Raw genomic sequence first — 14,481 nt, 5'->3', positions numbered from 1 at the left:
ATTTGATTTTTTAATTAAAGTAAAATAATTTCATAAAACAACTAATACTGCTAAAACTGTATAAAACATTATTTTAATATAATTTTTTCTAAAGCCTATCTTGCCATCTTTACTAAATCGTGAAATCAAACTGTTGATCCTTCTTTCTTTCTTTTTTTATATTATCAAAAACATTGAGCGAGAAATGGTAGTAAATTATCTTTTTTGATAATATTAATATTTATTATAACAAAAATAAACCAAAAAACAATCTTTTTTATTTTTATTTTGTTAAAAAAGCATTAATTTAAGGAAAAAGTCCGTTTTTATAGTAAAAAAAAGAAATTTGGGCCAAATAATTAAGAGTTATTTGGTTCCGAAATTTCTTTTTGATGATTAACTAAAGATTGTTGATACACTTGGATAATTTTTTGAGCAAACATTTCTTGACTATAAATGGCGACTGACTCTTTAGCTTTAAGAGCTAATTTTTGCCCTTCTTGAGGGTCTTGAGATAAAAGAGTTAACTTCTGTATTAATTCTTCTTTAGTACGGTAAAATAAACCATTTTCGCCCTCTTTAATAACGCCTTCCAACACAGGATCATAACGCACTAATAAAGGTAAAGAAGCAGCCAGAGCTTCAATATAAGTTAACCCTTGTGTTTCAAATAAAGAAGCATTAAGGAAAACATCGCCTAATTGATAATATAGACCCAACTCTTGATAAGCTACAAAACCTAAAAAAATTATTTTATCGGTTAAACCGAGCTTTTTCACTTGTTTTACTAAATTAATTTTATCTGGACCATCACCAATAATAACGAACTTACTTGGAGGATGATCAAGATGGAAAGCAGCAAACCCTTCGATTAAATAATTAATCTCTTTTTCTTCAGATAATCTACCTACATAAAGGCAAATAAAATCATCTTTTAAACCTAGTTTTTCTTTTAATCTGCTAACATCTTCAGAAGAGATGTTTTCTTGATAAAAAGGCTTTAAATTAAAACCAGTAGGAATTACGTGATAATTACTTTCGATAGGATAACGCTCTTGTAAAAAATGCAGCACTTTAGGCGTCGGAACGATAACCGCCTTTACGGTAGAAATATATTTCGTCAATAATTTATCAAAATATTTGATAATAGTTTTTTTCCACATTTTTAACCAAAAGTTTTGGTTGAGTTCAATGAATTCAATATACATCGTGTGAAAAGTATAAACCACAGGTAAATTAAGTTCTTTCGCCGTATAAAGACCTAAAGAACCGATACCAAATTCAGTGTGTAGATGAATAATATCCAAATGGAGATCTTTTAATACAGGCAGATATTTCTTATAACTAACTACCCAACGAAAGCCTTTTAAAGCTTTCAGAGGAACTGGCAAACCTTTGATCCTGATAATATGAGGATCTTTTTCTTCTTTGATTTGTGGCGAATTAGGGGTGATAATATAGACTTCATGCCCTAAAGCTTCTAAACCTAATTTTAAAGATTTAACAGAAACCACAACACCACTAATTAATGGTTCATATGAATCTGTAAAAAGACCTATTTTCATTTTCATGCCCTACTTATGCGCCTTATTTACTAACATAAAAGATATTATCACCTTTTTATTCATCAAAAGGAGGATTCTGTTTTTGTAAAGCAGAAGCTAAACTTTCTACTTTTTTAAACGAAGGATGTTTAATGTCTAATTTTTTTATTCCGTAAGGAGGTAAAAAAGAAATAGTGATTAAAGGGATTTTGATTTCTATCACTGTTCCACGACCAAAGGCATTATGTTCTACTTTATCACCTATTTGGTATAAAGAAGCCTGATGAGGGTTATGGGGTCTAATTTTCATAGTTTTATTAAAATAAGCCTCATTCGGATTAGTTAAAGGAAAATTCATTTCTTTCACAAAAGAAGAGATTTCTAATTTCACAAATTGCCCGTATTTCATTCTTTGCGCAACACTAGTCAGATATAAACGTTCTTTCGCTCTTGTAATAGCGACATAAGCCAGACGCCTTTCTTCTTCTAAATCAAAAGTATCGTCAGGATCTTTACTATTGTTTAAAGGGAAGATATTCTCTTCAAAACCAATAATGAAAACTACTTTAAATTCCATCCCTTTGACTTTGTGGACCGTAGCTAATTTAACTTGATCATTACCATCCCTTTTATCTTGACTATATAAAGATATTTGGTCCAATAATTGGTTTAATTTTTCTAACACAGTTCCTTCAAATTCTGTGTTCGCTTCAGCAAAAACATTTTTCAATTCTTGGATATAATCTAGAGCGTTTTGAGTTTCTAAAGAATCTGGTTTTTCTCTTAAAGCATCAGAATAACCCACTGTTTTATCAACATAATCCACTATTTCTTCTAATTTATTAAAAGAAGGGGATTGTAGTTTATCTTTCATTTTTTGGATTAAAGTTTGAAAAGCAACAATATGTTTGATGATTTTGGAATCAGGAGGATAATGGTTTAAAGCTTCAAAAAAAGAAAGGTTTTGTTTTTGACTGATTTCTTCGATTTTTTGAAAAGTCACTTTACCTATTTTCCTACTGGGAACATTAATGATTCTTTGGAGATAAAAATTTTGATCAGTATCCATTAAGACTTTTAAATAAGCGATTAAATCTTTAATTTCTTTTCTTTGGTAAAAAGAGATATTGCCTAATATCTTATAAGGAATCCCTTTTTTCATTAAATTATTTTCAAAGAGTCTTTCTAAAGTATTATAACGATATAAAATAGCGATATCTCCATAACGATATTGGTTTTTAGCCACTAATCGATCAATTTCTTTAATGACAAAATCAGCTTCCAAATTAGCGTTAAAAAATTGGTTAAAAAAGACTTCTGAACCATCACCTAAAGAACTTTTTAATTCTTTACCAAAACCATTATGATTTTTTTTAATCAATAAATTCGCTTTTTTTAAAATATTATTAGTGGAACGATAATTCTGTTCTAAAATAATTTTTTTAGCTTGAAAATCTTGCACAAAAAGATCGTTATTTTCTTTACTAGCACCTCGAAAAGAATAAATATTTTGATCCGGATCTCCTACAGCGAATAAATTACGATGTTTTTCGGCTAAAAGTTTTAAAATTTGGTATTGATGGAAATCCGTATCTTGGAATTCATCAACTAAAACATGCAGAAACTTATTTTGGTAAAAAGTTCTAATTTCGGGATAATTTAAGAATAATTCATAAGTATAGATGATTAAATCATCAAAATCGATTAAATTATTATTTTTTAAATAAGTTTGATAAGCGTTATATATTTTTTCAATATGATGATCCATCGGCGGAGCATCTTTTCTATGAGGATTTTTCGTTTTAATTAAATAAATTTGTTTTTTCAAAAACGAAGGCAAGTATTTTTCGGAATCTAAATTAAGCGCTTTAACGACATCTTTAATAATTTTTTTCGAATCGTTATCATCTAAAATATTAAAACGCGAATCATAACCGTATGACAAACGATTGATAAAACGCTTTAAAACTTGAAAACCAAAAGCATGAAAAGTATAAATATTAAGAGCCGCATTAGGAATTTGGATAATGCTTTGTACCCTATTTTTCATTTCTTTAGCTGCATTATTAGTAAAAGTAATAGCTAAAAATTGATCATAAGGCACGTTTAATTGTTGAATTAAATAAGCTATTCTACTAGTTAAAGTTTTAGTTTTGCCTGTTCCCGCCCCGGCGATAACATAAAGAGCACCTTCCGTATAAATAACAGCTTGTTTTTGTTGGGGATTTAATGTTTCTAACCATGATTTTTCTAACAAAATGAGTACCTTCTTGTCTTTGTGAAAATGATTTTTTTATTTTAAAAAGAGTAATATTGCAAAAAAGATGATGGACAATAAATACTTGTAACGTAATAATATTATAACAAAATAAGCTGCCTTTTGATAAAGGATAAGTGATTTATCTGGATGATTGTATAGTTATTGATAGTCAATAGATATATCTGATAAAGGATAATTTCTATATTGTTGGTATAGAAAAAAGACCCTTTTTACGGAGTTGTAAAAGAATTTCATTTTATTGATGTTTTATTACGTCCTTATTTCTATCGGATTGTTAATTAGTAGTTTTGATTTTGATTCCTTTTGGAGAGGTTTTTTTAATTAATTGTTGTGCCTGTTTGGATTATTATTCGGCTTTAGAGCGTCAAAAGCTTCATCAAGATCTTGTTTGTCAATCTGTTCTTTTGGTTTAGAAAAAGCTATATAACCGGCTTTTTGTATGTAATTCCCCATACTTCTGAAAGATCTTAATTCGTCGTGTTGATGGATTTTAGTTGCCATTTCGTTTTGTAAATAGGTTTTGGCTTCGTCAGTTATTTTCATTTTGTTAGCTAAGCGGGCAAGAGCAGCTTGAACAGCAACTAATTCAGGCAAGAAAACTTCAATTTTATAAGTAAAACGGTCGATGATTGCAGGTTCTATTTGGTTAATATGGTTGGTAGTACCAATTAAGAAAATAGGTTTATCAGGATTATTCTTCATGGAAGTCATTTCAGATTTGAATTGATTGACAACATCGGTACGACTTCCATTATGAGAATCGTAAGAACTTAAATCACGAAAAGCCCCTTCTGCTTCATCTATACAAACAATTACTCCGTTGTTTTTTTCAGCTAAATCACGGGCTTTGGCGAAAAGGTTTTTAACTAATTTAGGGGCTTCGCCAACATATTTTTTAGAAAATTCAGAACCAATAATTTCAATATACGGTAATTTTGATTCTTTGGCTAAAGTACGAGCTAAAGTTGTTTTACCAGTCCCTGGAACGCCGTAAAATAGTGCTCCTGTGGGTGGTTTTAAACCGAATTGTTTAGCTTCAGCGGGGTTTTTGATGTATAAAATGAATTCTTTTAAAGCTTCTTTTTCTTTTTGCAAACCGTCTAATTTGTCGATAGATAAGAAACCGGATAATTTGTCAACTGGCGTGATTTCAAAATGTTTGTTGACTTGTTGTTTTTCATCTTCAGGCGAAGGAGCATAAAGTGTTTTTTGAAATTCAAATTGTTCTCTTTGTAAATCGATATTTTCTTTGTGTTGTTTTTGCATTTGTTCATTTTGTGCTTTTTGTTGTTGTTTCATTTTTGCATTTCGTTTTTCTTTTAATTCTATCGAAGCTCTTTTTTCGTTTTTATAAAAACTTACTGAAATAAAAAAAATAGCAATAGAAATAATAATTGATACAATAGTTAAAATTAAATCAGTTTTTGATTTTTTGGTAATAATAACTCTTTCATTGTCGTTAAACATTACTCCAAGCCTCTCTTTTTTTTAATTTAAAACAAGTTGATTCTTTTCTCAAACAATATCAATCTTGAAGCTCTATTTATTCAAAAATTAAACTAAACCATGTTGAACGAAAAAAGCATATAATTGATTATCTTCAATAGTGGGAGCTATTAAATGAGCTATTTTTTTTAAATAAGGATATTTAGTGTTATTCATAACAATAGAAAGATGAGCAGCTTGAAACATTTCAATATCATTGCACCCATCTCCTATTCCGATTAATTGATAATCGGGGTATTTTTGTTGAATTGGTTGAATGCCATAAGCTTTATTAACTTGTTTAGCACTCAAACTAACAACTCCATTTTTCCAAAAATAAGCATGTAATTGAGGGAAATCTTTTAAAAATTCAACAATCACTTCATGATTGGCATGCGATAAATTCATTTTATATATGGGTTTATCTAAATTTAGCAAATTAAACGCTTTACTAGTTTTTTTAGCAATTATGTCTTGCATAAATTGTTGAGAATCAGGATCTTTTTGTTCTAAAATGCCTTTCTTTTGAGCTTCAACATTGACAACTAAAATTTGTTTTTCGAGAGCTTTTTGGTTCAACTCTATCACATCTTTTGAAGAAATGGGAGTATCTTGAATAATTTTATCACCTTCATAAGTGATAGCGCCGTTTAACACAACAAAATACTTAAATAAAGGTGTTAATTCTTTTAAAACTCTAGTTCCGCGATAACTTCTTCCGGTAGCGATACCTAAAATATTATTAGGGTTTTGAGATAAACGAATTAAGAGTTTTTTAGTTTGCGAAAGAATTTCTTTTTGTTCATTGTAATATAAAGTATGATCAATATCGAAAAAAAATAGTCTTTTTGGATTCATATTCATGAGATAATAACCTTTTCTAAAATATATTAAAATAAATAATTTTATTTATAAACATTAATAATAATTATATCAAAAAGCTTGTTTTTTTATACTTATTTTGTTTTAGTAATGTTTCTTTTGTTTAATGGATATTTTTTATTGGAATGATTATGCATGAGTTAATGTCATTTTTAAACAAATAATAAAGTTCGCTTGGAGACCTTTGAATAAGTGATGTCTTTTTTAAATATTTAATTGAAAGCAATTGAAAAAAGGCAAAATTTTAATATTTTTATACAATTATCAACCGCTTTTGCACTTTTTCTATCTTTTTGAAAGGTTTTTTGTTATAAAAAGCATATAATGCTTAATTTTTCTTCTAATTTAACGTTTTTTCATGAAAAAAGGTTAAATTGTATCCTTTTTTTAATATAAAAATACAATAATGAGGTTAATTTGATCAAAAAGAATACATTTTTAAAGATAAAGAAGGTTTTTTGTTTCAAGATTGGTCTTTTTTAGAGATGAAAAAATAACTTTTTTAATTAAAAGAGAGTTTTTATGTTTATTTTTTTAATAAATCTTTAATAAACCCTTATTAAACCTTTATTAAATCCTTATTGAAGTTTTATATATCCTTTGATGTACCCTTATTAAACCTTTAATGATTTGTCTTATCAATGCTAAATCTTTGATAAAAAAGTTAAAAGTTGGATAAAAATTAAGTAAAAGAGAGTTGATAAGAAAAAATAATTAGTTATTTATTGATTTTTTTAAGTTCTTTAAAAAATAAAAAGGTTTTTTATACTATATCAAGTTAATATTATTTATAAATTAAAACTTTTTAATTAAAAAAATAATTTTTGCTTAATCAAAATGCAATATTTCTATTAAATTAAATAAAAAAACAAGTAAAAAAGCGCATCTACTTGTTTTTTTTTTTTTTTGTGTATAATCATTCTTAATAATTTATTTTTTTAAATTATTAATTGAAAATGATTGAGAAAGGGGTTTTGATTTTGAATTATAAAGAATTTATTAAGAAAAATAAGAAACTAATTATCGGTATATTAGCTTTTGTTTTGTTAAATGTAACTATCCTTCTCGCTTGGAAAATAACGCATTCCAAGGATGAAGAAATAAGTCCGTCTGCAGAAATGAACAATTCAACAGAAACAAATAATAACCAACCATCGACGGAAACAGAACAATCTAACACCATCCAAAAACAAGAAGCTGATGGAACAATTATTATATACGATAGAAATACTGAAAAAATAATTAAAAAAATTTTTACTAATGGTACGATTCAAGAATTCGAAAATGAGGTATTAATTAAAGAACAATTCGCTATAAGAAATGGTGAAATATGCGAATACAATCCTCAAACAAAATTATTAACTAAAGTAACCACTTTAAAATCAGACGGTAGCAAAAAACCTTTAATTGTTTCAGATTTTGATTCAAAAACAGGAAATAAATTAAAACAAACAAATTATCGTCTAGAGAACGATAACATTGAATATATTATTGATTTTAATCCAGGCAAAGCAGATCGAAAAAAGAAAATTACACATTTCAAAGTGAATGGTGCACAACCTTCAATTGTGTTAGAATATGATGAAACAACAGGGAATAAATTAAAACAAACAGAATACCGAAAAGATAATGAAAAAATTGAAATTATTACAGATTATGATCCATCAAAAGAAGATAAAAAAAGAAAAATTACAAGTTTTAAGGCGGATGGTATAAGTCCTTCAGTGGTTCTAGAATACGATGAGCAGCATGGTTATTTAACTTCGCAAACTAAATATAGAGATAATTCGCCAAAGATAGAACATACGACGCTTTACGATCCTGCAAATCAAGATAAAAAAACACAATTTACTCAATTCAAAATAGACGGTTTAACTCCTTCAATTCATAAAACATATTATTCTAATTCAGGATATATACAACAAGAAACGCAATTTCACGAAAACATAGATAAAAAGAAAAAAGTTATTGATTATAATCCTGCGACAAAAGGTCAAAAAACAAAAGAAACCTTATTGAAGGAGGATGGAATAAAACATTCAATCGTTTTAGAATTTGATCCAACAACAGGCAATAAATTGCGACAAACTAAATATAGAGATAATAGTGATAAAATTGAACAAATTATAAATTATAACCCTGCGACAAACAACTTCATGACACAAGTGATCGATTATAAACAAGAAGAGAACGACAAACCTTTGGTTATGACAGATTATCATGAAAAAACCCAAAATAAATTGCGACAAACTAAATATAGAGATACAACGGATACAATAGAAGCTGTTATTGATTATAATCCTGAAAAAAAAGATCAAAAAACAAAAGAAACCATATTTAAAGGCGATGGAATAAACCATTCAATTGTTTTAGAGTTTGATCCAATAACAGGCAATAAAAAACAAGAAACACATTATCAAACGTCAAATAATTGTGTTAATTTTGTTATCGATTATAATCCTGCAATTCAAGATAAAAAAACAAAAATCACAAATTTCAAAGCGGATGGTAAAACTCCTTTAACTGTTTTAACATTCGATGAAAACACAGGCAATAAATTGGAACAAAAAACATATCAAAATGAAAATAATATAATTAGAAATATTATTAATTTTAATCCAGAAACAGAAAATAAAAAAATAAATTACACTGAATTTAAAGCAAACGGAACAAATATTTCAGCTTTTTTAACTTTTGACCCAAACACAGGAAATCGACTACAACAAAAGAAATATAACACAAATAACGATAAAATTGCACAAATTATAGATTATAACCCTTCACAAGACCAATTACTAAACAAAATAACTGATTTTAAAGCAGACGGAGAAACGCCTTCAAAAGTTACCGAATTTAATGATAAGGGTAAAAAAGAAAAATATATACAATACAAAGATGACGAAAATATAATTGAATTAACTAAAGAATATGACCCGACAACAGATAAATTAATCAAAGAAATTGAATTTAAAGGCGATGGAATAAATCCTTTAATTATGTCAATATATGATAAAGATACGAGCAATATTATAGAATATCGAGAGTATCAAGATGAAGCGAACTTAATTGAATGTCTTTATACATACAACCCAAATATCCAAGAAAGAAAAAAACAAGAAAAACATTTCAAATCAGACGGAACATCACTTTCAATCGTTGTAGATTTTGATGCTGATACAGGAAATAAAAAGAAAATAACTAGATATAAACAAAATGAAAACAAAATTGCATCTGTTGAAGAATATGATCCAACAACACAAGCTAAAATTACAACAATTACATATCAAGACGATGGTATAACGATTAAAGAAACAAAACGACATTAAATCATAATGTAATATACAATCTAACATTTCACAAAAGAAAGGTACCAATTTATATAATAAAAAATAAGGAAAATGACTAAAATAAAAGAATTTATTCATAAAAATAAGAAAATAATTATCGTCATATTAGCTTTTGTTTTGTTAAATGTAACTATCCTTCTCGCTTGGAAAATAACACGTTCCAAGGATGAAGAAATAAGTCCTTCTGCACCAATGAACAATTCAACAGAAAACAATCAGCAAGACATTAATAATCAACCCTCAAATACAAATCCCAACACTGTTCAAAGACAATTTTCAGATGGAACGGTTATTGTATATGATAAAGTAACAGAAAATATAATTAAAAAAATATTTCCTGATGGAACAATTCAAGAATATGATTCCAACCAATTAATCAAAGTTCAATTCACAAACGAAAGTGGTCAAATTTGTGAATACGATACAAACACCAAAAACGCAATCAAAAGAACAACTTTAAAAAATGATGGAAGCGGAAACCCTTTAATTATTGTTGAATATGAACCAAAACAAGGGAAAAAAATAAAACAAACAGATTATCAAAATGATAGTGATAAAAAGAAAACTATTGCTGAATATGATCCTGAAAATTATGAAAGAGAAATAATAATAAAAACCACCAGTTTGAAACCAGATGGAGAAAATCCTTTAGTTATTTTAGAGTATGATAAAGGAACAGGATTTAAAAGTCAACAAACAACATATCAAAATGAAAATGAGTCAATTAAAGAAATTATTGCTTACAATCCACAACAAGACGGTAAAAAAATAAATGTCACTTTATTTAAACCTGATGGTAAAAACCCTTTAACAGTTTTAGAATACGATCAAAACACAGACCATGTTGTTCGACGTACAGATTATCATGATAATAGTAATAACAAGAAAACTCTTACTGAATATTATCCTGGAATTATCCTGGAACAGAAAATAAAAAACGAGTTACAACTTTTAAAGAAAATGATGATAACAAAACTTTAAAAGTTTACGACTACGATGAAAATACAGGCAATAAAATAAGAGAGACAACATATCAAGATAATGAAGATAAAATTGCAACTGTTATAGAATATGATCCTAAAGTAAAAGACAAAATTACTCAATCGACAAGATACAAACCTGATGGTAAAAACCCTTTAATATGTTTAGAACACGATAAAAACACAAATAATGTTGTTCGACGCACAGAATATCAAGATACAAATGTTCAAATAGATAAAATTATTGTTTACGATACGAACCAAAAAATACAAACCATTACACAATATCGCGATAATAGTAATCAAAAGAAAACTGTTACTGAAAATTATCCTGGAACAGAAAATAAAAAACAAGTTACAACTTTTAAAAAGAATGACGATACCAAACCTTTAATAATTTCAGAATTCCATCAAACAACAGGAAATAAAATCAGAAGAACAGAATATCAAGATCATGAAGATAAAATTGAAACTGTTATAGAATATGATCCTGATGTAAAAGACGAAAAAATTACTAAAAGGACGAAATATAAACCAGATGGTATCAATCCTTTAATAGTTTATGACTATGATGAAAATACAAAAAATATCAAAAAAGAAACAAAATATCAACAAGATAACATTAGAAAAGAACAAATCATTGAATATGATCCACAAAAAGCAAATAGAAAAACAAAAATAACAACTTTCAAAAATGATGGAGTTAATTTTTTAACTGTGGAAGAATACAATTCACAAACCAAACATAAAACTAAACAGACAGATTATCGAACAGATATGAATAAAATACAATCTATTCATTTGTATACATCTAACAAGAAAATCCAAACAACTACTTTTAAAAAGAATGACGATACCAAACCTTTAATAATTTCAGAATTCCATCAAACAACAGGAAATAAAGTCAGAAAAACAGAATATCAAGATAATGAAGATAAAATTGAAACTGTTATAGAATATGATCCTAAAGTAAAAGACAAAATTACTAAAGCGACACAATACAAAAAAGATGGCATCAATCCTTCTTTAGTTTACGATTTTGATGAAAATACAGGAAATTTAACTAAAACAACTGAATATTGGAACGATACAAATAATAATGTTAAAACTATTACAACTTATAATCCTGCAACAGGAGCTATCATAGAAACTACTAATTATGACCAAAATGGCATATTAATAACCAATAACAATTAAACATTAACAATTAGAAAGGAATTTAAAATAATGAACCATTTACGTTTAAAAAAATTTTATCGTCGTCATTTAAAAAAAATATGGTTTTGTTTTATTTTATCTTGGTTATTTTTCTTAAATTCTTACTTTAATATAGGGAAATGGAATTTAGATAAAGAGAAAGAAATTCCTCTATCAGAAGCGAGAACAAAAATTTATGATAAAAATGTTTTTAAAATTAAATACAATAAAGTAGACAGTATTAACCCTCAAGGAGAACCTTTTTATAAAACTTATACTTATTATAAATTAGCGGCTTATGATAAAAACGATCAATTATTATTTAACGTTAATTTAGATAACATCAGTGTTTTTATCAATAATTTTCCTAAAGATAAAAAAACTTATGTTTATGATGTTAATTTATTAAGTTGGTTTATCGGTTTATTTAATTATTTGTTAAGTAAAATTCATATCTTTTCTTCTTCCATTTGGATTTTTTATATTTTATCTGTTGTACGTTCGTCTAAAGGTAAACTTGATAAAGATCCTAAAGTTTCCTCTTCGCAAAAATCTTTATTTACCTTTAAAGATGTCGCTGGTAATGAAGAAGAACAAGAAGAAATGAAAGAATTGATTGACTTTTTAAAAAGACCAAAGAAATACAAAGATATGGGAGCTTCTATTCCTAAAGGCGTCTTATTATCAGGACCACCAGGAACCGGTAAAACCTTATTAGCGAAAGCGGTTGCCGGTGAAGCGGGAGTGCCTTTTTATTCAGTCACAGGAGCCGATTTTAAAAATCAATATTTTGGCGTTGGAGCCGCGAGAATGAGAAAATTATTTCAAGAAATTAGAGAAAACGCGCCTTGTGTTTTATTTATTGATGAAATAGATACTATTGGTAAAAAAAGAGGTTCTATCGCTAATGATGATGGGAGCACTATTAACCAATTATTAACCGAAATGGATGGTTTTACCGAAAGTTATGGTATTATTGTTATGGCGGCGACCAATAGATTAGATATGCTAGATTCCGCTTTATTAAGACCGGGACGATTTGATCGTCAATTTACAGTTGGTTTACCAGATGTTAAAGCGAGAGAAGCTATTTTAAAAGTTCACGCTCGTAATAAAAAATTATCCACAGATATTAATTTTCACCAATTAGCCAAACAAACCTCTGGTATGAGTGGAGCGGAATTAGCGTCTGTTTTAAATGAAGCTTCTATTCTAACCGTGAGAAACCAAAAAGAATGGACCACAATGGATGAACTACAAGAAGCCATTGATAGGGTTTGGATGGGGCCGGCGAAGAAATCCCGTAAATACAGCGAAGAAGAAAAAAGAGAAACCGCTTATCATGAGGCTGGTCACGCTGTTATCGCTTTAAAAGTGAAAGACGCTCCTAAAATACAAAAAATCACCATTGTTCCTAGAGGACATGCGGGTGGTTATGTTTTATTCATGGAAGAAAAAGAATTATTTTTCCAATCTAAAAAACGCCTTCAAGCCGACATTATTTGTTCTTTAGCCGGCAGAGCAGCCGAAGAAATGATGTTTGGTGATGAAAATATTAGTAACGGTTGTTATTCAGATTTCAAATCAGCTACTAATAAAGCTCGTTTAATGGTAACTAAATATGGTATGAGTCCTTTAGGTCAAGTTCAAGATTCTGAATTTTCAGATAAAAAAGCAGTCGATATAGAAATTAAAAAAATAATTGATACTTCTTATAAAAAAGCTCAAGAAATTCTACAAGAAAATAAAGCTTTATTAGATAAAATAGCGGATATTTTATTAAAACAAGAAACCATTAACAAAGAAGAATTAGATCAATTAGTTCAAGAAGAAAAATAAATATTTTTATGTTAAAAGAAAACAAAAAGAGGGATTTTAATAATCCCTCTTTTTTTTGGTGTTTAATATGGTTCTAATAGTGCTAAGAAAAAACTCCCTTTAAAAGAGAGTTTTTTTGGATTTAAATTTTTTCGATTTTATGATAAATATCATTTTTTTGTTTGCGTTTTTGAATGATTTTTTATTATTGAAAAATCTACTCAATAATAATATAAATATTAACTTAAAATTATTCTAATTTTTTTTCTTTTTATTCAATTGTTCCATTTTTGCTTGGGAATTTTCAATTATTTGTTTAGCCTCTTCAAAATATTCTTTAATCCTTGGTTTAAATTTGCTATAAGTTTCATATTCATTATAGTGTCCAGGATCAATTAATTCAAATATATCCTTATATTTAAAATTTAAATTAGCTTTTATTTTCACAATAGGTTCTCTTATTATTTTTTGAATTATAGTTGTTTTTTTGTTTTTATTTTTTGCATTTTTATACATTAAATGAAATTCATCATATGCGATAGGATAACAAATACCTTTAGAATAATAAAAAAATAATCTTTCTTCGCCTATGATTTTAATTTGATATACCTCTTGATCGGCGGTTTGTTTATGCATGTCTTCGCAATTTTGTTCGATTAAACCTTTATTCTCTTTTTCGGCTTCTAACTTATGAAAGTGGAAAGAATTGTCATTCATAATTTCTTTCCAAGTGAATTGCTTATAATTGTTCAATTCGATGATAATATTGAAAAGTTTAGATGGTTCGTAAATATCAAAAGAAAAAAGACCGCCTTTAATAAATTTTTCCGGTCTAATCTCAAAAGTAAACTTTTGATCCTCATATTCTTTGCCTATTGTATTTTTCATTCTCTGTTTTGGCATTTATCAATTTCCTTTTGGAGACGTGTTTTGTTTTTTTGCAAAAAATATTGATTAAAAAGAAAAAT

Annotated in this window: 9 protein-coding genes; 4 read left to right on the top strand and 5 right to left on the bottom strand. The window is 27.6% G+C overall.

Going from position 1 to position 14,481, the window contains the following annotated elements:
- Positions 1–338 precede the first annotated feature (338 nt).
- The 4 genes from mgs to HR065_RS01095 all read right to left on the bottom strand — a co-directional run bounded on the left by mgs (position 339) and on the right by HR065_RS01095 (position 6,153).
- On the bottom strand, positions 339–1,550 hold the full coding sequence (mgs, locus tag HR065_RS01110) for an alpha-monoglucosyldiacylglycerol synthase (protein ID WP_244948329.1): 1,212 nt from the start codon (positions 1,548–1,550) through the stop codon (positions 339–341).
- A 49-nt stretch (positions 1,551–1,599) separates the two neighbouring features.
- Positions 1,600–3,780, bottom strand: coding sequence for an ATP-dependent helicase (locus HR065_RS01105; RefSeq protein ID WP_178734083.1), 2,181 nt, complete (start codon positions 3,778–3,780; stop codon positions 1,600–1,602).
- 345 nt (positions 3,781–4,125) lie between these two features.
- Positions 4,126–5,271 (bottom strand): ATP-binding protein, encoded by a 1,146-nt coding sequence (locus HR065_RS01100; protein ID WP_178734082.1) that lies wholly within the window; start codon positions 5,269–5,271, stop codon positions 4,126–4,128.
- An 87-nt stretch (positions 5,272–5,358) separates the two neighbouring features.
- A complete protein-coding gene (locus HR065_RS01095; RefSeq protein WP_178734081.1) occupies positions 5,359–6,153 on the bottom strand; it encodes an HAD-IIB family hydrolase in 795 nt (264 codons plus the stop codon).
- 998 nt (positions 6,154–7,151) lie between these two features.
- Here HR065_RS01095 and HR065_RS01090 point away from each other — a divergent pair.
- From HR065_RS01090 to HR065_RS01075, 4 genes are all read left to right on the top strand, one after another.
- A complete protein-coding gene (locus tag HR065_RS01090) occupies positions 7,152–9,497 on the top strand; it encodes a DUF2963 domain-containing protein (RefSeq protein WP_178734080.1) in 2,346 nt (781 codons plus the stop codon).
- A 72-nt stretch (positions 9,498–9,569) separates the two neighbouring features.
- Entirely contained in the window at positions 9,570–10,499 is a 930-nt protein-coding gene (locus tag HR065_RS01085) for a DUF2963 domain-containing protein (protein ID WP_178734079.1), read from the top strand.
- On the top strand, positions 10,418–11,695 hold the full coding sequence (locus tag HR065_RS03790; protein ID WP_420885485.1) for a DUF2963 domain-containing protein: 1,278 nt from the start codon (positions 10,418–10,420) through the stop codon (positions 11,693–11,695). The genes HR065_RS01085 and HR065_RS03790 overlap by 82 nt, the downstream gene beginning before the upstream one ends.
- A 30-nt stretch (positions 11,696–11,725) precedes the next feature.
- Positions 11,726–13,534 (top strand): ATP-dependent metallopeptidase FtsH/Yme1/Tma family protein, encoded by a 1,809-nt coding sequence (locus tag HR065_RS01075; protein WP_178734077.1) that lies wholly within the window; start codon positions 11,726–11,728, stop codon positions 13,532–13,534.
- Positions 13,535–13,768: 234 nt separating this feature from the next.
- On the opposite strand, the gene HR065_RS01070 is transcribed toward HR065_RS01075, so the two are convergent.
- Complete coding sequence (locus HR065_RS01070; protein WP_178734076.1) at positions 13,769–14,416, bottom strand: hypothetical protein; 648 nt, start codon at positions 14,414–14,416, stop codon at positions 13,769–13,771.
- Positions 14,417–14,481 lie beyond the last annotated feature (65 nt).

This window comes from Candidatus Phytoplasma pruni, assembly GCF_013391955.1.
Lineage (GTDB): Bacteria > Bacillota_I > Bacilli_A > Acholeplasmatales > Acholeplasmataceae > Phytoplasma.
Note: the sequence above shows the minus strand (reverse complement) of the source record. Positions and strands in the feature narration are given on the sequence as shown.